At 68.0% G+C, this 18,451-nt stretch carries 18 protein-coding genes; 9 read left to right on the top strand and 9 right to left on the bottom strand.

The features are described from left to right. Positions 1-109: 109 nt before the first annotated feature. The 7 genes from pqqC (at position 110) to folK (ending at position 5,253) form a co-directional block, all read left to right on the top strand. Positions 110-1,213, top strand: coding sequence for a pyrroloquinoline-quinone synthase PqqC (gene pqqC, locus MPPM_RS09290; protein WP_017485233.1), 1,104 nt, complete (start codon positions 110-112; stop codon positions 1,211-1,213). Further along, positions 1,210-2,364 (top strand): pyrroloquinoline quinone biosynthesis protein PqqE, encoded by a 1,155-nt coding sequence (gene pqqE, locus MPPM_RS09285; protein ID WP_096484813.1) that lies wholly within the window; start codon positions 1,210-1,212, stop codon positions 2,362-2,364. The genes pqqC and pqqE overlap by 4 nt, the downstream gene beginning before the upstream one ends. Further along, entirely contained in the window at positions 2,361-3,089 is a 729-nt protein-coding gene (locus MPPM_RS09280) for a hypothetical protein (RefSeq protein WP_096484812.1), read from the top strand. Before pqqE ends, MPPM_RS09280 begins: the two co-directional genes overlap by 4 nt. Further along, on the top strand, positions 3,070-3,435 hold the full coding sequence (locus MPPM_RS09275; RefSeq protein WP_096484811.1) for a hypothetical protein: 366 nt from the start codon (positions 3,070-3,072) through the stop codon (positions 3,433-3,435). The genes MPPM_RS09280 and MPPM_RS09275 overlap by 20 nt, the downstream gene beginning before the upstream one ends. Positions 3,436-3,540: 105 nt before the next feature. Beyond that, entirely contained in the window at positions 3,541-4,395 is an 855-nt protein-coding gene (folP, locus tag MPPM_RS09270) for a dihydropteroate synthase (RefSeq protein WP_096484810.1), read from the top strand. After that, the gene (gene folB / locus MPPM_RS09265; protein ID WP_096484809.1) at positions 4,388-4,780 is read left to right on the top strand and encodes a dihydroneopterin aldolase; all 393 of its coding nucleotides are present in this window, start codon (positions 4,388-4,390) and stop codon (positions 4,778-4,780) included. The genes folP and folB overlap by 8 nt, the downstream gene beginning before the upstream one ends. Continuing rightward, positions 4,777-5,253: a 2-amino-4-hydroxy-6-hydroxymethyldihydropteridine diphosphokinase gene (gene folK / locus MPPM_RS09260; protein WP_096484808.1), complete on the top strand. Its 477-nt coding sequence runs from the start codon at positions 4,777-4,779 to the stop codon at positions 5,251-5,253. Before folB ends, folK begins: the two co-directional genes overlap by 4 nt. A 46-nt stretch (positions 5,254-5,299) precedes the next feature. Here folK and xoxJ read toward each other — a convergent pair whose 3' ends face one another. The 6 genes from xoxJ to MPPM_RS09230 form a co-directional block, all read right to left on the bottom strand. Next, a complete protein-coding gene (gene xoxJ / locus MPPM_RS09255; protein ID WP_096484807.1) occupies positions 5,300-6,154 on the bottom strand; it encodes a rare earth element methanol dehydrogenase accessory protein XoxJ in 855 nt (284 codons plus the stop codon). Continuing rightward, positions 6,154-6,705: a methanol metabolism c-type cytochrome XoxG gene (xoxG, locus tag MPPM_RS09250; protein WP_194939365.1), complete on the bottom strand. Its 552-nt coding sequence runs from the start codon at positions 6,703-6,705 to the stop codon at positions 6,154-6,156. Before xoxG ends, xoxJ begins: the two co-directional genes overlap by 1 nt. A 194-nt stretch (positions 6,706-6,899) precedes the next feature. After that, entirely contained in the window at positions 6,900-8,705 is a 1,806-nt protein-coding gene (gene xoxF1 / locus MPPM_RS09245) for a lanthanide-dependent methanol dehydrogenase XoxF1 (protein WP_026105635.1), read from the bottom strand. Between the two features lie 712 nt (positions 8,706-9,417). Next, complete coding sequence (locus tag MPPM_RS09240; protein ID WP_096484805.1) at positions 9,418-10,221, bottom strand: ABC transporter ATP-binding protein; 804 nt, start codon at positions 10,219-10,221, stop codon at positions 9,418-9,420. Next, the gene (locus MPPM_RS09235) at positions 10,202-10,936 is read right to left on the bottom strand and encodes an ABC transporter permease (protein WP_096484804.1); all 735 of its coding nucleotides are present in this window, start codon (positions 10,934-10,936) and stop codon (positions 10,202-10,204) included. Before MPPM_RS09235 ends, MPPM_RS09240 begins: the two co-directional genes overlap by 20 nt. 39 nt (positions 10,937-10,975) lie before the next feature. After that, positions 10,976-11,971: an ABC transporter substrate-binding protein gene (locus tag MPPM_RS09230; protein ID WP_096484803.1), complete on the bottom strand. Its 996-nt coding sequence runs from the start codon at positions 11,969-11,971 to the stop codon at positions 10,976-10,978. Positions 11,972-12,194: 223 nt separating this feature from the next. On the opposite strand from MPPM_RS09230, the gene MPPM_RS09225 reads away from it, so the two are divergent. Beyond that, positions 12,195-12,572, top strand: coding sequence for a 4a-hydroxytetrahydrobiopterin dehydratase (locus MPPM_RS09225; RefSeq protein WP_096484802.1), 378 nt, complete (start codon positions 12,195-12,197; stop codon positions 12,570-12,572). 170 nt (positions 12,573-12,742) lie between these two features. Here MPPM_RS09225 and MPPM_RS09220 read toward each other — a convergent pair whose 3' ends face one another. Further along, positions 12,743-13,618, bottom strand: a complete 876-nt coding sequence (locus MPPM_RS09220) for a dienelactone hydrolase family protein (protein WP_096484801.1) — start codon at positions 13,616-13,618, stop codon at positions 12,743-12,745. A 314-nt stretch (positions 13,619-13,932) separates the two neighbouring features. On the opposite strand from MPPM_RS09220, the gene MPPM_RS09215 reads away from it, so the two are divergent. Further along, positions 13,933-14,478 (top strand): DUF1003 domain-containing protein, encoded by a 546-nt coding sequence (locus MPPM_RS09215; protein ID WP_096484800.1) that lies wholly within the window; start codon positions 13,933-13,935, stop codon positions 14,476-14,478. A gap of 72 nt (positions 14,479-14,550) precedes the next feature. On the opposite strand, the gene MPPM_RS09210 is transcribed toward MPPM_RS09215, so the two are convergent. Next, the gene (locus MPPM_RS09210) at positions 14,551-15,525 is read right to left on the bottom strand and encodes an HpcH/HpaI aldolase/citrate lyase family protein (protein WP_096484799.1); all 975 of its coding nucleotides are present in this window, start codon (positions 15,523-15,525) and stop codon (positions 14,551-14,553) included. A 135-nt stretch (positions 15,526-15,660) separates the two neighbouring features. Then, the gene (locus MPPM_RS09205; protein ID WP_096484798.1) at positions 15,661-18,429 is read right to left on the bottom strand and encodes a phosphoenolpyruvate carboxylase; all 2,769 of its coding nucleotides are present in this window, start codon (positions 18,427-18,429) and stop codon (positions 15,661-15,663) included. Positions 18,430-18,451: the final 22 nt, after the last annotated feature.

The following is an 18,451-nucleotide window of genomic DNA, read 5'->3' as shown; positions in this document are numbered from 1 at the left end:
ATACAATCGCGCGGTGTTCGCCCTGCCCAGGCCGGTGCGGGGCTCCATTTAGAAAAGCTCGAACGAGCCACATCGGAAACGCGACTCGAAGCCGGGGAGACCGAACGCCATGACCGCCCAATTCCCGCCGCCCGTCCCGGAAGCCGGCCAGCGCCTGCTGAGCCACGAGGAGCTTGAGGCGGCGCTGCGCGATATCGGCGCCCGGCGCTACCACAACCTCCACCCGTTCCACCGGCTGCTGCACGACGGCAAGCTCTCGAAGGATCAGGTCCGCGCCTGGGCGCTCAACCGCTACTATTATCAGGCGATGATCCCGGTGAAGGATGCCGCGCTGCTGGCCCGCCTGCCGGATGCGCAGCTGCGCCGGATCTGGCGCCAGCGGATCGTCGACCACGACGGCGACCATGAGGGCGACGGCGGCATCGAGCGCTGGCTCAAGCTCGCCGAGGGCGTCGGCTTCGCGCGCGACTACGTGCTCTCCACCCAGGGCATCCTGTCGGCGACCCGCTTCTCTGTCGATGCCTACGTCCACTTCGTTTCCGAGCGGAGCCTGCTCGAGGCGATCGCCTCCTCGCTCACCGAGATGTTCTCGCCGACGATCATCTCCGAGCGCGTCGCCGGGATGCTGAAGAACTACGACTTCATCACCAAGGAGACGCTGGCCTATTTCGACAAGCGGCTGACCCAGGCCCCGCGCGACGCCGATTTCGCCCTCGACTACGTCAAGCGGCACGCCACCACGCCCGAGATGCAGCGGGCGGCCATGGACGCGTTGACCTTCAAGTGCAACGTGCTCTGGACGCAGCTCGATGCGCTCTACTTCGCCTACGTCTCCCCCGGCATGGTGCCGCCGGATGCGTGGCAGCCGGGCGAGGGCCTCGTCACCGAGAACGCCCCCGCCGAGCCCGGCCCCGCCGCGACGCCGACGGCCCAGCCCGCGGCCTTCTCGGGCAGCGACGTGCCGCGCCTGCCCCGCGGCGTGCGCCTGCGCTTCGACGAGGTCCGCAACAAGCATGTGCTGCTCGCGCCCGAGCGCACCTTCGATCTCGACGACAACGCCGTCGCGGTCCTCAAGCTCGTCGACGGCCAGAACACGGTCTCGCAGATCGCCCACACCCTGGGCCAGACCTACGATGCCGATCCGGCCGTCATCGAGGCCGACATCCTCCCGATGCTGGCCGGTCTCGCACAGAAAAGGGTTCTGGAGCGATGAATGCACCGACCCCCGCCCCCTCTCCCGCGGACGTGATTCCGGCGCCCGTGGGTCTGCTCGCCGAGCTGACCCACCGCTGCCCGCTGCGCTGTCCCTACTGCTCGAATCCGCTGGAGCTCGACCGGCGCTCGGCCGAGCTCGACACACAGACCTGGCTGCGGGTGCTGACGGAGGCGGCGGGGCTCGGCGTGCTGCACGTCCATCTCTCGGGCGGTGAGCCGACCGCCCGCAACGACATCGTCGAGATCACGGCCAAATGCGCCGAACTCGGCCTCTACTCGAACCTGATCACCTCCGGCGTCGGAGGTGCGCTGGCCAAGCTCGACGCGCTCTACGATGCCGGCCTCGACCACGTGCAGCTCTCGGTGCAGGGCGTCGACGCGCAGAACGCCGAGAAGATCGGCGGCCTCAAGAACGCGCAACCTCAGAAAATGCAGTTCGCCGCCCGCGTCACCGAACTCGGCCTACCGCTGACGCTGAATTCGGTGATCCACCGCGGCAACATCCACGAGGTGCCGGGCTTCATCGATCTCGCGGTCAAGCTCGGCGCCAAGCGGCTGGAAGTGGCCCACACCCAGTATTACGGCTGGGCCTACGTCAACCGCGCCGCCCTGATGCCCGACAAGCGCCAGGTCGACGAGTCGATCCGCATCGTCGAGGCCGCCCGCGAGCGCCTCAAGGGCCAGCTCGTCATCGACCTCGTGGTGCCGGACTACTACGCCAAGTATCCGAAGGCCTGCGCCGGCGGCTGGGGCCGCAAACTGATGAACGTGACGCCGCAGGGCAAGGTGCTGCCCTGCCACGCCGCCGAGACGATTCCCGGCCTCGAATTCTGGTATGTCGGCGACCACTCGCTCGGCGACATCTGGACGAAATCGCCCGCCTTCGCCGCCTATCGCGGCACGTCTTGGATGAAGGAGCCCTGCCGCTCCTGCGACCGGCGCGAGAAGGATTGGGGCGGCTGCCGCTGCCAGGCGCTGGCGCTCACCGGCGATGCCGCCAACACCGATCCGGCCTGCTCGCTCTCGCCGCTTCACGCGAAAATGCGGGATCTTGCCAAGGAAGAGGCTGCCGAGAACCCGCCCGATTATATATACCGCAGCATCGGGACGAATGTGCAAAACCCCCTGAGCGAAAAGGCACCCCTTTGAGACGGACTATCCTGGCAGCCACCCTCGCGGCGGCTCTCTCGACGACGCTTCTCGCGACCACGCCCTTCGCCTGGGCGGCCTCGGACACCGCACCGGCGGCCAAGGACACAGCCAAGGCTGCGGCGCCGAATGCCGGCGACCTGCTCTTCGAGCAGCCGCAGATGAAGAACACGACGCCCGGCAGCACGCTGACCTACGACTACCTGCGCCGCAGCGGGATCGTGAAAGGTCCCTACGGTCCGCCGCTCAACGACGCGATCAAGCTCACGGTCGAGCCCGGCAAGAGCGCCGAGAGCCGCGATATCCGGGTGCAGATGTTTTCCGGCGGCAACCGTGTCCCGGCGGGTCCCTTCACGGACATGGCCGGCAATCCCGTGCTGAGCCTGTTCCTGGAGAACCACCTGAAGGGTCTCGCCGGCCTGCTCGAGGCCAACCCGCGCTACATCAAGAACGCGATCCGCAAGGGCCTGCGCGAGAAGGCGACGGTCACGCCGGTCCAGATCGATTTCAAGGGCCGCAAGGTCGAGGGCTGGCGCGTCGAGATGAAGCCCTTCGAGGGCGACCCGCTGACCGAGCGGATGCGCGGTTTCGAAACCACCACCTACACCTTCGTCGTCGCGCCGGAGGTTCCGGGCGAGATCGTCTCGCTCGAGGCGCGGACCCTGAAGGCCGATGGCGGCGAACTCCTCGAAGAGAGGCTCGATTATGACCAGAAGGATTCCTGAGGCCGCACTCGCCGCGGCGCTGGCGGCGGCTCTCCTTGCCGCGCCGGCGCGCGCCGAGGAAAACGATTATCCGACCGACGCCCGGGCCGATTACGTGTTCGGCTGCATGGCCGCCAACGGCCAGACCCGCGAGGCGCTGGAGAAGTGCTCCTGCTCCCTCGACGCCCTCGCCTCGATCCTGCCCTACGACAAGTACGTGCAGGCGAGCACCATCCTCTCGATGCGCCAGGGCATCGGACAGCGCACCACGGCGTTCAAGTCGACCAAGATGTTCGACGACAAGGTGGCCGACCTGCGCCGTGCCCAGGCCGAGGCGGAGATCCGCTGCTATCGCGGCGCCTCCTGAGCCGGCGCGCGACCGCAGCCCCGCGAAAGGGCACGAGGGATCTGGCTAAACGGGATGCGAGGGGCTAGGCCGGCAGGCCGGACCCCGACGAGTCGACGACACCCGATGCCGCCCTCCGCTTCCCCGCCGACGCGCCTGCAAACCCTGCTGCCCGACCTCGGCCGGCGCACGCTGGTGATGGGCATCCTCAACGTCACGCCGGACTCGTTCTCGGATGGCGGTCGCTTCGAGGGCGTCGAGGCGGCGCGTGAACAGGCGGCGGCGCTGACGCAGGACGGCGCCGACATCCTCGACATCGGCGGCGAGTCGACCCGGCCCGGCCACACGCCGGTGCCGGCTGCCGAAGAGCAGTCCCGCGTCCTGCCGGTGATCGGCGCCGTGGCGCCCGGCCTGTCCGTCCCGATCTCGATCGACACCTATAAGGCCTCCACGGCCGACGTCGCGCTGAAGGCCGGCGCCACCCTGGTCAACGATGTCTGGGGTCTGCAGCGCGAGCCGGACATCGCCCGGGTCGCCGCCGAGCACGGCGCGCCGGTCATCGTCATGCACAACCGCGAGACGATCGACGGCTCTATCGACATCGTCGCCGACATGTTGCGCTTCTTCGAGCGCTCGCTCGACATCGCTCGCCGCGCCGGAATCGCGGAGGGCGACATCGTGCTCGATCCCGGCATCGGTTTCGGCAAGAGCTGGGAGCAGCATCTCGAAGCCCTGCGCCGGCTTCCCGAGATCCGGGCGCTGGGCTTCCCCCTCCTCGTCGGCGTCTCGCGCAAGAGCCTGCTCGGGCGCCTGCACGACCGGGAGACGGCGCCGCGCGACCGCCTCGTCGGGTCGCTCGCCGCGCACGTGCTCGCCGGCTCGCTCGGAGCCGACATCATGCGCGTCCACGATGTGGCGCCGCATGTCGAGGCCCTGCGGGTGCTCGACGCGGTGATGCGCCCCGGGTCGCTCCATGGCTGACCGCATCCTCGTCCACCGCCTCGCGGTCTTCGCCCGTCACGGCGTGCTGCCGGAGGAGGAGCGGCTCGGCCAGCGCTTCTACATCTCGCTCGAATGCCGCCTCGACCTGTCGCAGGCCGGGCGCAGCGACGACGTCGCCGCCACCGTGAGCTACGCGGATCTGGCCGAGATCGCCCTCGACATCGCCACCAACCGGCGCTTCGCCCTGATCGAGGCGCTGGCCGAGGCGATCGCCGAGACCTGCCTCGCGCGCTTCCCCCGCATCGAGACGATTGCGGTGCGGATCGACAAGCCGAGCGCGCCGATCCCCGCCGTGCTCGACTACGCGGCCATCGAGATCGTGCGCGGCCGCGCGGACCGCGTCTCGCCGACGGAGAAGAGATGACGCGCGCCTATCTCGGCCTCGGCAGCAATATCGGCGACAAGTCCGCGAGGCTGGCCGAGGCCGTCGAGCACCTCGCGGCGACGCCCGGCATCCGGGTCGCGGCGCGCTCCGCCGATTACCGCACGCCGCCCTGGGGCGACACCGACCAGGACTGGTTCCTGAACGCGGCGGTGGCGATCGACACCGATCTGACGCCGCACGGGCTGCTGGAAGTCTGCCTGGCGATCGAGGCGGCGCTCGGACGGGTTCGCGAGCGCCGCTGGGGACCGCGGGTGATCGACATCGACGTGCTGGCCTACGAGGGGGCGCAAGTGTCCGACGAGCGCCTCGTGCTGCCGCATCGCTTCGTGCGCGAGCGGGCCTTCGTGCTGGTGCCGCTGGCCGAGATCGCCCCCGATCTCGTCATCGGCGGCGAGACCGTGGCGCAAGCCCTGGCCAAGCTCGACGCGACGGGGATCGAGCGGGTCGAATGAAAAAGGCCCGAACCGCGGGTTTGAGCCTCGATCGCGAAGCGGGCGATCACTCCTCCGCCGCACCGAGAAGCTTGTTCTCCTCCTCGGCGAGCAGCGGCACGTCGTATTCCCTCAAGACCTTCTCGATATCGGCCTTGCGTTTGCGCAGGACGGTGTTGAGGCTGCGCTTCCAGTCGTTCTCGTTCTGGCGCACGCCCATCGAGACGCGAAAGGTCAGGGGCGGGCGCGACGACTCGTTGAGGAGCGGCACCACATCCATCGGAACGCCGCTCTGCTTGGCCAGCCAGCCCGCGGCCGGACCCCAGAGGATCGCCACGTCGATCTTCTTCTCGGCGAGATCGGCGATCACTTCCGCCGCCACGGTCTGATGCTTGCGCTCGGCTCCGAAAGCGTAGGGCGCGTAGGCGTGGATGTGCTCGCCGACGAGCTTCAGCTCGCTCAGACGGTTGGAGGGCGGGGTGCCGGCGATGATGCCGATCTGCCGATCCTTCAGCCGCGGGTCGTCGAGAGCCTTGATGTCCGGCAGCTCGCCCTTGCGTGCCACCAGGACGTAGGCCGACCGGTAATAGGGATTGGTCGCCTGAACGATCTCGCCGCCCGACGTGCCGATGATCAGGTCGCACAGGCCGGTCCCGAGGGTGTTGCGGACGAAGCCGGGCCCCTGGGTGAGCCAATAGTAGCGCAGCTTCACCTTCAGTTCGTCGGCGACGATCTGCGCGATCTTGTTCTCGAAGCCGTCGCCCTTGCGGGCGGAGAACGGCATGTTGCCGGGATCGCTGCAGACGCGCAGGACGTCCTGCGTGACCAGATCCGGCAGATGTTGCGCATGGACGGGCCGCGCCCCTGCCGAGAGCAGGAGCGCGGCGGCCGCGATTGAAACGAGAGGGCTCGAGCGGGTCATCAGCCGCCGAGGCACTCCTTCTCGGCCGTCTTGGCGCTCTCGGGCTTCTCTTCCTTCTCGCCCGGACGCGCACGGCCCCAGGCACCGGCGGCGCGGGCGCGCAGGTACACGTAGAGGTCGTTGGCGTAGCACATGACGTTCTTGTTATCGCCGAAGGCCGGCATGACGCTCTCGTTGCCCGCCGTATGGTTCTGACGGCCACCGGCGAGGATGCCGTAGAACTCTTCGTAGGAGAGGCGCTTGAGCGAGTCCTTCAGGACGGGGGCGTAGGTCGAACCCATGCCGTCCGGACCGTGGCAGACGTGGCACTCGGCGTGATACCGGCGGTACCCGGAATAGGTGTACCAATCGACCTTCTTGCCGTCGTTGGTGATGTGGAAGGTCGGGTGGCCATCCTTGTCGAGGTACTTGCCATCTTCTTCCTTCACCGCCGTGGCGGCCTTGAGCACCGGCTCGTCAATCTCCTTGGCGTTCGGATCGAGCTTGTTGGCGAGTTCCGGCTTGGCGTCCTGCGCGAGGACGGCGGTCGCGGTCGGAACCGCTCCGAGCAGGGCCGCACCGACGAGACCAAGAACAGCGGTTCTTTTTATCGAAGACAACGACGTTTCTCCCGAGACCATCATGTTGCACCGCAACGTAGATCGTGCGGCTACTAGCAGGCCCTACAGCATAATCATAAAATCATAAAGATGCCGGCGCGATTTCCCGCGCCGGCATCCTTAGGCTCAGTGTCGCAAGCGACGACTTAGTTGTTCGGCAGAGCGAAGACCGTCAGCTGGCCACCGAGGTTGGTGTAGCTCGACAGGGCCGCGTAGCCGCCCACCGCGCCGAGGCCGGCGTTCGGGTCGGTCAGGCCGGCCGCGAGGCCGATGCCAGCCCAGCCGCCGACGCCCGACAGGACGCCCACGTACTGCTTGCCCTTGTGCTCGTAGGTCATCACGTTGCCGATGATGCCCGACGGGGTCTTGAACTTGTAGAGTTCCTTACCCGACTTCGAGTCGACCGCCTTCAGGTAGCCTTCCAGCGTGCCGTAGAAGACCACGTCACCGGCGGTGGCCAGCGCGCCGCCCCAGGCCGAGAACTGCTCGGGGTTCGACCACTTGATCTTACCGTTCACGCCGTCCCAGGCGATGAAGTTACCCATGCCGCCGTGCGAGCCGGGGGCCGGGTACATCGAGAGGGTCGCACCGACATAGGGCTGGCCCGGGGTGTAGGTCACCCGGAACGGCTCGTAGTCCATGCAGACGTGGTTGGTCGGCACGTAGAACAGGTTGGTCTTGGGCGAGAAGGCCGCCGGCTGCTGGTCCTTGGAGCCGAGCGCCGCCGGGCAGATGCCCTTCGAGTTCACGTCCTCGCCGTTCTGCTCGGTCGAGTACTTCGACACGACCAGCGGACGGCCGTAGGTCTTGGAACCCTTGTCCATGTCGACCTTGGTGGCCCAGTTCACGACCGGATCGTACTTCTCGGCGACGAGCAGTTCGCCGGTGGCGCGATCGAGCGTGTAGCCGAAGCCGTTACGGTCGAAGTGCGTCAGGAGCGGGCGCTCCTTGCCGTCGATCTTCTGATCCGTGAGGATCATCTCGTTGATGCCGTCGTAGTCCCACTCGTCGTGCGGGGTCATCTGGTAGACCCACTTGGCCATGCCGGTATCCGGGTTACGCGCCCAGATCGTCATGGACCACTTGTTGTCGCCCGGACGCTGCTTCGGGTTCCAGGTCGAGGGGTTGCCCGAGCCGTAGTAGAAGAGGTCGAGCTTGGGATCGTAGGAGAACCAGCCCCAGGTGCAGCCGCCGCCGGTCTTCCACTGATCGCCTTCCCAGGTCTTCAGCGAGGAGTCCTTGCCGACCGGCTTGCCGAGCGAGGTGGTCTTCTCGGGGTCCATGATCATGTCGGCGTCGGGGCCCTGGGAGTGGCCGCGCCACACCTTCTTGCCCGACTTCAGGTCGTAAGCCGTGACGTGGCAGTTCACGCCGAACTCGCCGCCGGAGATGCCGACGATGACCTTGTCCTTCACCGGGAGAACGGTGGCGGTGTTGGTCTCACCCTTGGACGGGTCGCCGTTCTTGACCGACCAGTTGACCTTGCCGGTCTTGGCGTCGAGCGACACGAGCGTGGTGTCGGCCTGGTGCAGGAGGATGGCGCCGTCGGCGTAGGCCAGACCACGGTTGACCGTGTCACAGCACATCACCGGGATCACGGACGGATCCTGCTTGGGCTCGTACTTCCACACGATCTTGGCGCCCTGGTCGAGATCCAGCGCGTAGACGATGTTCGGGAAGGGCGTGTGGACGTACATGATGTTGCCGACGACGAGCGGGGAGCCCTCGTGGCCGCGCAGAACGCCGGTCGAGAAGGTCCAGGCAACCTGGAGGTTCTTGACGTTGTTGGCGTTGATCTGGTCGAGCTTGGAATAGCGGGTGTTGGCGTAGTCGACGGTCTGAAGAACCTGCTCCGCCGGGTTGGCGATGCCCTTCATGACGCTTTCGTTGGCCAGGGCCGGGCTCGCAGCAGCGAGACCCGCACCGAGGGCGAGAAGATGTACCGCTCTCATGGATTCCTCCGACAGGTCTTATCGTCGGACGGACGGCAGCCCGCTGCCCGCCTTGGATTGACCTGCTGTTTGCGACAGGGATGGTATTCGCTCCGGCAGCTCGCGACAGCTGCTCCGGAATCAGGATAATCCTGCATTCCCGGCAGCTTAAGCGGCTGGTTCCGCATCCCCTAGCGGCCCCCTCAAACCGAAGCTTGAACGAACTCTAAGAAAATTTCCGCCGCCGTCAACTCGATTTCGCGCGTCGAATGTCGCAGCCGACACAACCCTTATCATGGAATTTTTCTGATAAAACGCAGTTTTTGCGCTGCACAATTTAATATGCGGCGCACACATCTCACTTTTGCTTTGACGTAACGAAGATCGAGATCGTGCCATGAAATGCGTCCGCTGCATGGGCGGGCCAAATTTTCCCAACCCGCATGCAGAAACGGCACTTTAATTCCTGAGATTTGCCCTCCTCAGACGGGTGTTCGGTATCGCAGCGCAAAACATGAGGCGGCTGGGAATGGCGGGGCGGACTGGCTCGGAGGGACCGGATCGCCCAATTGCGAGCGGGAAAATTTTGCACCGAACCGTTCCGCTTATCCTTAAGGGACAGCGGTGATACCCGGGACGAATCGGCAATCGGACGGCTGCAGCCCCCTCGGCTTCGCTCGACGGCCGTCGTCGCGACTCGGATCCTCCCCCGACGGCCGCCCCGGATCCCGCCTCACACGGCAACGATACCGGGGAAACGGGCGGCCATGCTTGCGCGGGTCGCGTCGGCCCAGGCCCGGTCGCGCCCCGTGCGCGGCCGTTCGAGGGGAATGCTTGCCAGGAGATGGGCGGGCCGGGGCGAGACCAGCAGGAGCCGGTCGGCGATCTCGATGGCTTCGGCAACGTTGTGCGTGACCATCAGGACGCTCGTGCCGGAACGGCCCACCGCCTCGACCACCAGCGCGCGCAGGGAGGCGGCGGCGGCGTCGTCGAGGGAGACGAAGGGCTCGTCGAGAACGAGGATCCGCGGCTCCAGCGCCAGCGCCCGCGCGAGGGCCACACGGCGCTGCATCCCGAGGGACAGCGCCCCGGGATAGTGGGCGCGCCAGGGCGTGAGCCCGAGCGATTCGAACAGAGCGTCGAGGTCGCGCGCCCGCTGCTCACGGGGCAGGCCGAGCCGGACATTCTGCTCGACCGTGCGCCAGGGCAGCAGGCGCGGATCCTGGAACACCATCGCGATTCCGGCCCGGGACGGTTCGGGAATGACAGCGCCCTCGAAGTCGCGATCGAGGCCGAGCAGGATGCGCAGGGTCGTGGTCTTGCCCGCCCCCGAAGGCCCGATCAGGCAGGTGATCTCGCCGGCATACAGGTCGAAGGCGAGGCCGCGCACCGCCTCCACGGCTTCGGTGCGCGCCTTGCGGCCGGCCTTGCGATAGACCTTGCGGTCCACACGCACCGTCAGAAGGGGCGCGGGCAGGAGCGGCGCGGCCCCGGCGCCGGCCACCTCGGGGCCCGTCTCAGCGCCAGCGGCGGACATGGGCGTCGAGGGGCTGGAGCAGGAGGGCGTCGATGGCGAGCATCACGCTCATGAAGACGAGGCTGTAGCCGATCACCGCGGTGACGTCGAAGAGGGTGAAGTAGTAGTTGATGGCAAAGCCGACCCCATTCGGGCGCCCGAGCAGCTCGACCACCAGCACGATCTTCCAGGCGAGCGAGATGCCGGAGCGCGCCGCCGCCACCATGAAGGGCTGGAGCTGCGGCAGCAGCACGTGGGCGATCCAGGTGCGCCGGTCGAAGCGGTAGGTCGTCGCCATCTCCTCCAGGCCGGGATCGAGGCCGCGGGCGCCCTCGCGCATGATGACCGCGACATTGGGCAACTTGTTGAGTGCCACCGCGACGATGGCGGCGGTCTCTGTCAGCCCGAGCCAGACATAGGCCAGCACCGTGATGACGAGGGCCGGCGTGTTGAGGATCACGAGAAGCGGCGTGTCGAGCAGCCGGTCGGCGAAGCGCGAGCGTCCCAGGGCGATGCCGAGCAGCACGCCGAGGCTCATGGCGATCACGAAGGAGACCGCGACGCGGGCGAGCGTGACGCCGACATTGAAGAGGAGGTCGCCCGTTTCCGCCTCGCGCAGGACGAAGGCGAGCACCGCACTCGGTGCCGGCAGGGTCCGTATGTCGGCGTAGACCGAGACGCCCTGCCAGAGGGCGAGCAGGACGGCGAGGGAGAGGAGGCGCGCGAGCAGGGCCATGCGAAGCGTCAGCGGACCGAGGCCGTCATCGCGGCGTCGTCAGCCATTGCCCGCGGCGTCGAGATAGAGATCCGGCGGCAGCGTCTTGCCGGCGCCGAGGAGCTGCGCCCCCGCGAACCGGTCCAGGGCGGCGTAGATGCGCTCGCCGTCCGCGCGCTCGGCGGCGATCGGCCGGCGCGGGATGCCGGCGAGGAAGTCGCGCTTGAGGGTGGCGAAGGTGGCATCGTCCTCCGCCGCCATGAGCGGTCGGACCGTCTCCCACAGGGCCGGCTCGTTCGCCAGCGCATCCTTGGCAGCGGCCGAGGCCCGGGCGAACCCGCGCACCACCTCGCCCCGGTCGGCCACGGTGTGACCCTCGTAGAGATAACCGATCAGCGAGACCGCGCCCTTGGCGCCGAAGGCCCGCATCACGTCGTCGGCCGAGATCAGCCGCCTGAAGCCCTTGGCCTCGAGACGCGCGCAGAACTGCCAGTAGAGCAGGGCCGCATCGAGCTCGCCGCTCTCCAGCTTCTGCGCCAGCAGCGGCGGCGCGCCGTAGGCGATCTGCGCGGCGGTGTCGAGTTCGAGCCCCGCCGTCTCGCGCGCCTGCGCCTTCAGCAGGATCCAGTTCTTGTCGAGCGCCCCGCCGGCCACCCCGAGCCGCTTGCCCGAGAGCGCCTTCAGGTCGGTGATCGGACTTCCGGCCGGCACCATCAGCGCGCCCTCGGTGGTCGAGTAGGGCGAGAAGCGCACGCCGCGTCCCTCGTTGCCGAGCCGGGCGGCGAAGATCAGGTCGCCGACGATCGCGTCCACCTGACCGCCGAGGAAGGCGATGCGGGCGGCATCGTTGCCGGCGAGCTTGACGATGTCGAGGGTGAAGCCGTTGGCCGTATCGAAGCCGCGCGCCTTGATCACCGCGGCCTCCCAGGAGGCGGTGCCGAAGGGCAGCACGCCGAGCCGGAATGTCTCGCCCGCCGCCCGCGCGGGGCGAACCGTCGGCAGCGCCGCCGCGAGCGACAGGGCCGCCGTCGCGAGCATTCCGCGCCGTGACAGCATGGGCGTCCTCATGAATTCTCGATCAGGCCGTCCCGCCTCTCGGGAAGCGGACGTTTTCTGTTGAATTTTTTAATAGGGACTCGGCTCCGCCCCGTCCACAGCCGGCCCCGGCGTTTCCTCTGCGACATGCGGGCCCGCGCGCTTCGATCCGGCTTGCGCCGCCGCCCGTCCGGACGCAGGTTTTCGCCGGTTCCAAGGTTCGCCGGTTCCAAGGGAGGTGACGATGGCACAGGCACGCGAGGGCGTCCTCGACGACGCGACGGTGGAGCGGCGGCTCAAGGAGGAGCTTCCGGAGTGGCGGCTGGAGGACGGTTGGATTCGCCGGACCTACAAGACCGCCTCGTGGAAGAGCACGCTGATGGTGATCAACACCGTGGGCCATCTGGCCGAGGCCGCGTGGCACCATCCCGACCTCACCGCGTCCTATGCCTGGGTCGAGGTCCGACTGATGAACCACGCCGCCAAGGGCATCACCGAGAAGGATTTTGCGCTGGCCAAGAAGATCGAGGAGGTAGTGAGCTGGCAGCCGGGCGCCGAGGGCGGCGCCCTCGAAGGGACGCCAACCGATCCGCGTTTCGCCTACATCAAGTACGACAAGTGAAGCGAAGCTGGGCGACCTCCGCCTGATCTTGTCGTTCGCTCCCGTCATCGCGAGGCGAAGCCGTGGCGAACCAGGGCGCGACCTCTTCGGAGATGCCGTGTTCCGGTTTGCTTCGCTAGCGCTTGCGACGACGATGTGAGGCCGACGAGACGAACGGCCGGACGCTGGCCTTACGCCACGCCGTGCTGCCGGAACCAGTCCTGCATCCGCCGCCAACCGTCCTGCGCCGGCTCGGCCCGGTAGCTCGGGCGGTAATCGGCGTGGAAGGCGTGCGGCGCGTCCGGATAGACGACGAAGTCGCAGGTCTTGCCGGCGGCCCGGCAGGCCTCCTTCATCCGGTCGATCGTCGCGACCGGGATCCCTTGGTCCGCCCCGCCGTAGAGGCCGAGCACCGGCGCCTTGAGGTCGGCGGCGACATCGACGGGGTTCTTCGGCATCAGGTCCGAGCTGTCGCCCACGAGCCGCCCGTACCAGGCAACGCCCGCCTTCACCGCCGGATTGTGCGCGGCGTAGAGCCAGGTGATGCGCCCGCCCCAGCAGAAGCCGGTGATGCCGAGGCGGGCCGTGTCGGCCTTGCCGCTCGCCTTGGCGAAGGCGACGGCCGCGTCGAGGTCGCTCATCACCTGAGCGTCGGGCACCTTGGAGACGACCTCGCCGACGATCTGCTGGATGTTCGCCAACTTCGAAACATCGCCCTGCCGGGCGTAGAGTTCGGGCGCCAGGGCGAAGGTGCCGAGCTTGGCCAGGCGGCGGCACACATCCTTGATGTGCTCGTGCACGCCGAAGATCTCCTGGATGACCAGCACCGTCGGGAAGGGCCCGCCCTCCGCCGGCATCGCCCGGTAGGCGGGGATCTCGCCGTTCGGCGTCGGGATCCTCACCTCGCCGGCCGTCAGCCCATTGGTGTCCGTGGTGATGGTGGTCTGGGCCGCCACGGGCTGCACCGCGAGCGCGAAGCCGCTGGCGAGGCTCGTGGCGATCACGGTGCGGCGCGACAGGGTGGTCTGAGCCGCGAGGCTGCGAAGGTCGGCGTCGAACGCGGTCATGCGCGCCTCTCAGGCTATGGATCCGTCGAGCGGGCGATCGCCCGACGGCAGAGTTAGGGCGTCGCCTGGAAAGGGGGATGCCGGCTCTCCGGAAAAGGCGAATGCGTCGCCCGAAGCCCGGCCCCGTCGGCGAACGGCGATAGGCGGGCTCGCGGCCACGCACCGCCGCCGCCGCGGCCGCCCGAAAGAGCCGACCACGGTCCCGGACGAGGCTTCCAGCGGTTTCGCTCGCTCCCTTGGGATCAGCCCGCGGCTCAGGCCGGTTGCTCCGCCACCGTCCTCCTGAGACCCGTCATGACGCCAAGGCAAGACGAATGGACAGCCCCGCCGCACGGACGACCTATCCGCCGCCTCAGCCGGAAGGCTTGGCGCCCGCGCTCCTTCGCAACATCCGGACGCTGCAGGAGCGCCGAAGCGCCGCGGACCGGGACGCCTCCCTGCAGGATCGCATCGCCGAGACGATCACGCGGTTCACGGGCAGCATGGCGTTCGTCGCCCTGCACGTCGTGCTGTTCGGCTTCTGGACCCTGGTGAATACGGGGCTGCTGCCGATCCTGCCGAAATGGGATGCGTCCTTCGTGATCCTCGGGACCTCGGCATCGGTGGAAGCGATCTTTCTCTCGACCTTCGTGCTGATCAGCCAGAACCGCATGGCCGCGGCGGCCGACAAGCGGGCCGATCTCGACCTCCACATCAGCCTTCTGGCCGAGCACGAGGTGACGAAACTTGTCGCGATGGTGTCGGCGATCACGGAGCGGATGGGTATCGAGACAGGGGCCGATCCGGAAGTCGGCGAACTCAGCCGGGATGTGGCGCCCGACGCCGTCCTCGACGCGATCGAGCGGAACGGCCGCGCCTGACGCGCCGGCCGCCCCAAAAGAAAATGGCCGGGCATGAGCCCGGCCATCCTCCGTTCTACCGGTGGAAAGAGATCACTTCCCGCCCATCGCGTCGGCCTTCTGGATCAGCGCCTCGGCCATGCGGATCGAGGCGATGTCGATGAGGCGGCCGTCGAGCGAGACGGCGCCGCGGCCGGCCTTGGCAGCCTCCTCCATGGCTTCGAGGATGCGGCGGGCCTTGGTGACCTCGGCCTCGGAGGGGGTGAAGACCTCGTTGGCGAGATCGATCTGCGAGGGGTGGATCGCCCACTTGCCCTCGAAGCCGAGCGCGGCGCAGCGGCGGGCGGCGGACTTGTAGCCGTCCGGATCGGAGAAGTCGCCGAACGGGCCGTCGATCGGGCGCAGGCCGTAGGCGCGGCAGGCCACCAGCATCCGGTTCTGGGCGAACAGCCACGGATCCTGCCAGTGGGTCTGGCGGTTGCCGGCCTCGTCCTTGTCGGTGAGCACCGAGTAATCGGGGTTCACGCCGCCGATCACGGTGGAGCGGGCGCGGGTGGAGGCGGCGTAGTCGGCCACACCGAAGGACATCGCCTCCAAGCGCTTGGAGGAGGTCGCGATCGCCTCGACATTGGCCATGCCGAGCGCGGTCTCGATCAGCACCTCGAAGCCGATCTTCTTCTCGCGCTTCTTGGCCTGCTCGATCTGCGTCACCAGCACGTCGATGGCGTAGACGTCGGCCGGCACGCCGACCTTCGGGATCAGGATCATGTCGAGGCGCGGGCAGGCCTCCACGATGTCGACGACGTCGCGGTACATGTAGTGGGTGTCGAGACCGTTGATGCGGATCATCATGGTCTTGTTGCCCCAATCCAGGTCGTTGAGCGCCTGGATGATGTTCTTGCGGGCCTGCTCCTTGTCGTCGGGCGCGACCGCGTCCTCGAGGTCGAGGAAGATCACGTCGGCCTTCGAGGCGGCGGACTTCTCCATGAAGGTCGGGTTGGAGCCGGGAACCGCGAGTTCCGAGCGGTGCAGGCGGGGCGTGGCCTGCTGGATCAGGGTGAAGCTCATCGGGAGTCCTCCGTTCTTTGAGACCGTCTTGTCCTGCGCGCGGTCACTTTCACAGATTGCGTGCCGCGCTTCTATCTCGCGCGCCCGGCCCGGCCGTCCAGCCGGGTCCGAGACACGTCGTCGAGATTGTATGCATTATCCAGTCGCGCCGAAGCCGACGGCGATGCAGTTGATCGAGAGCAGCAGGGCGGACTTCACCGCCTCGCGCTTGTCCTCGTCGGTTTCGCTGCGGTAGCGGCGCAGCAGCTCGACCTGCTCGCGGCTGACCTGGTTGATGGTCGGCAGCCGGCCGCGCAGGCGCTCGCTGAATTGCGGGAAGCGCTGGGCGAGTTCGCCGTCGCCGGAGACCCGCAGCACCATCTCGCGGGTCAGCGCGTATTCCTGCTCGATCATGCCGAAGATGCGCGCGCGGATGCCCTCGTCCTCGACGAGGCCGGCATAGTCGCGGGCGATCTCCAGATCGACCATCATCAGCGTCTTCTCGACCTCGTCGAGGACGAGGCGGAACACCCGGCAATCCCGGAACATGCGCTTGAGCAGGGCTTCGCCCTGTTGCCCGCGCACGTCGATGAAGCTCTTCAGCCCCGACCCGACGCCGTACCAGCCGGTGATGACGTGGCGGTTCTGCGACCACGCGAACACCCAGGGGATCGCCCGCAGATCCGAGAGCGACTTGGCGCCGAAGCGGCGCGCGGGCCGCGAGCCGATATTGAGCAGGGCGATCTCGTCGAGCGGGCTCGCCGCCTGGAAGTAATCGACGAGGCCGTCCGCCTGGAGCAGGTTGACATAGGCCGCCCGCGAGGCGCCCGAGAGCGCCTCCAGCGCGTCGTCGAGTTCGGCGCGCGAGCCGTTGCCGTTCCCTTCCGAGAGCAGGGCGTGCTCGAAGACCGAGGCCGCCAGCAGCTCCATCTGGTAGGCCGCCGTGCCGCGGTTGGCGTATTTGAACGAGACGACCTCGCCCTGCTCGGTGATGCGGAAGCGGCCCTGGATCGAGCCCGGCGGCTGCGCCGCGATGCCGCGATGGGTCGGCACGCCGCCGCGGCTCACCGAGCCGCCGCGGCCATGGAAGAAGGCGATCGGCACGCCGAGATGGTTGCCGAGCGTCGTCAGCCGCACCTGCGCCTTGTACAGCTCCCAGTTCGAGGCGATGAAGCCGCCGTCCTTGTTGGAATCGGAATAGCCGATCATCACTTCCTGCACCCCGCCCTGCCAGCGGGTGGAGCGGCGCACCACGGGGATGCCGAGCAGCTCCTTCATGATGGTCGGCGCGGCGCGCAGGTCGTCGATGGTCTCGAACAGCGGCACGATCGGCAGCGGGCAAATCTCGGTGCCGGTGGCGTCGAGGAAGATGCCGGCCTCCTTGGCCAGCAGGTAGGCGCCGAGCACGTCCACGGTCGAGCGCGTCATCGACAGGATGAAGGCGCCGAACGCCTCGCGGTCGAGGGTGTCGCGCATTTCGCCGACCAGGGCGAAGGTGGCGAGCGTCTCGCGGGCGTCGTCGGGCAGCCGGTCGGCGAAATCCTCGAACGAGGTCTCCGGCGTCCGCGGCCGGGCGAGTTCGGTGAGCAGCCACTCCTTCCAGGCGGGCGCATCGAGCGCCGGCGGCTCGCGGTCGCCGTTGCGCAGCTTCCACAGGGCGTGCAGCGTCTTGGTGGTGCGGGTCGAATTCTCGCGGAGATCCAGCCGCACGGTCGAGAAGCGGAAGATCTCCACCATCCGCCGCACCGGCCGCACGATGTCGGTGGCGAGCGCCCCGCACTTGGCGTCGGCGAGCCCCTTCTCGAGGGTGCGCAGATCGTTGATGAGCCCGTCCGCGCTCGGATAATCGGGGCCGACCGAGCGGGCGCCCTTGTTGCGGGCGATGGTGGCTTCGAGCTTGCGCAGCACACAGGAGAGGAACTGGCGGTAGGCCTCGCCCGGGTTGCGGTTGGCGATGGCGCGCCCGTCGCCGGACTCGGCGAGCATGTGGGCGAGTTCCTGGCGGAACGCCTCCGGCACCGGCAGCGAGCGCTCGGTGATCGAGAGCACCCGGCCGAGATGGGTGATGCCGTCGCGGTAGCGCCGCAGGCTCGCCAGCGCATTGCGCTGCAACGTCTCGCGGGTGACGCTGGCGGTGACGTAGGGATTGCCGTCCCGGTCGCCGCCGATCCAGCTTCCGAACTGGAAGAAGGGCGGCACCTCGAAGGTCTCGTCGGGATAGTATTGGGCGAGGCTCTCCTCAAGGGAGACCATCACCTCGGGCAGCATCTCGAACAGGGTCTCGTCGAAGAAGTGCAGGCCCCAGGCGACCTCGCGCTCGACGGTGGCCTTCTCCAGATGCAGCTCGCCGGTCATCCAGATCAGCTCGATCTGGTCGCGCAGCTCGTTCATCAGGCCGTTGCGCTCGCGCTCGGTCCAGCGCGGCAACTCCAGCTCGCGCAGCACGAGGTAGATCCGGCGCAGCTTCTCCAGCACCGTCACCCGCTTGCCCTCGGTGGGGTGGGCGGTGATCGTCGGGCGGATGCGCAGATCCTTCAGCAGGGTGTGGATCTGCTGCGGGCCGATGCCCCGGGCGGAGGCTTCCGCCAGAACCTTGGCGAAGGATCCGTTCAGCGCCTCGCGGCCCTGGTCGCGCTCGACATGGCGGCGGCGGCGCATGGCCGCGTTCTGCTCCGCGATCGAGACGAGCTGGAACCAGATGCCCTGCACCTGCAGCGCGCGGGCCAGCATTTCCGGCGTGAAGGAGGAGATGTCGGCGCGCCCGTGCAGCACGTCCTCCAGCTCGGGATCGTGGCGGCGCGCCACGTCGAGCAGGGCGTGGAACAGGATCTCGAGGGCGTCCTCGGTCGCCGTGCCGGTGATGACCGGCGGCGCGAAGGTCGAGTCGGTCGCGGCTGACGGCCGGGCGTGCAGCGTCTTGGTCATGGGATCCCCCCTGGCGAGGTTC

The organism is Methylorubrum populi, from assembly GCF_002355515.1.
Classification (GTDB): Bacteria; Pseudomonadota; Alphaproteobacteria; order Rhizobiales; family Beijerinckiaceae; genus Methylobacterium; species Methylobacterium populi_A.
This window is presented reverse-complemented; position numbering and strand designations above follow the sequence as displayed.

What these genes read in the sequence shown, in the direction of transcription:
- pqqC (WP_017485233.1), top strand. Translation starts at nt 110, where the DNA reads ATGACCGCCCAATTCCCGCCGCCCGTCCCGGAAGCCGGCCAGCGCCTG.
- pqqE (WP_096484813.1), top strand. Translation starts at nt 1,210, where the DNA reads ATGAATGCACCGACCCCCGCCCCCTCTCCCGCGGACGTGATTCCGGCG.
- MPPM_RS09275 (WP_096484811.1), top strand. Translation starts at nt 3,070, where the DNA reads ATGACCAGAAGGATTCCTGAGGCCGCACTCGCCGCGGCGCTGGCGGCG.
- folP (WP_096484810.1), top strand. Translation starts at nt 3,541, where the DNA reads ATGCCGCCCTCCGCTTCCCCGCCGACGCGCCTGCAAACCCTGCTGCCC.
- folB (WP_096484809.1), top strand. Translation starts at nt 4,388, where the DNA reads ATGGCTGACCGCATCCTCGTCCACCGCCTCGCGGTCTTCGCCCGTCAC.
- folK (WP_096484808.1), top strand. Translation starts at nt 4,777, where the DNA reads ATGACGCGCGCCTATCTCGGCCTCGGCAGCAATATCGGCGACAAGTCC.
- xoxJ (WP_096484807.1), bottom strand. Translation starts at nt 6,154, where the DNA reads ATGACCCGCTCGAGCCCTCTCGTTTCAATCGCGGCCGCCGCGCTCCTG.
- xoxF1 (WP_026105635.1), bottom strand. Translation starts at nt 8,705, where the DNA reads ATGAGAGCGGTACATCTTCTCGCCCTCGGTGCGGGTCTCGCTGCTGCG.
- MPPM_RS09240 (WP_096484805.1), bottom strand. Translation starts at nt 10,221, where the DNA reads ATGTCCGCCGCTGGCGCTGAGACGGGCCCCGAGGTGGCCGGCGCCGGG.
- MPPM_RS09235 (WP_096484804.1), bottom strand. Translation starts at nt 10,936, where the DNA reads ATGGCCCTGCTCGCGCGCCTCCTCTCCCTCGCCGTCCTGCTCGCCCTC.
- MPPM_RS09230 (WP_096484803.1), bottom strand. Translation starts at nt 11,971, where the DNA reads ATGCTGTCACGGCGCGGAATGCTCGCGACGGCGGCCCTGTCGCTCGCG.
- MPPM_RS09225 (WP_096484802.1), top strand. Translation starts at nt 12,195, where the DNA reads ATGGCACAGGCACGCGAGGGCGTCCTCGACGACGCGACGGTGGAGCGG.
- MPPM_RS09220 (WP_096484801.1), bottom strand. Translation starts at nt 13,618, where the DNA reads ATGACCGCGTTCGACGCCGACCTTCGCAGCCTCGCGGCTCAGACCACC.
- MPPM_RS09215 (WP_096484800.1), top strand. Translation starts at nt 13,933, where the DNA reads ATGGACAGCCCCGCCGCACGGACGACCTATCCGCCGCCTCAGCCGGAA.
- MPPM_RS09210 (WP_096484799.1), bottom strand. Translation starts at nt 15,525, where the DNA reads ATGAGCTTCACCCTGATCCAGCAGGCCACGCCCCGCCTGCACCGCTCG.
- MPPM_RS09205 (WP_096484798.1), bottom strand. Translation starts at nt 18,429, where the DNA reads ATGACCAAGACGCTGCACGCCCGGCCGTCAGCCGCGACCGACTCGACC.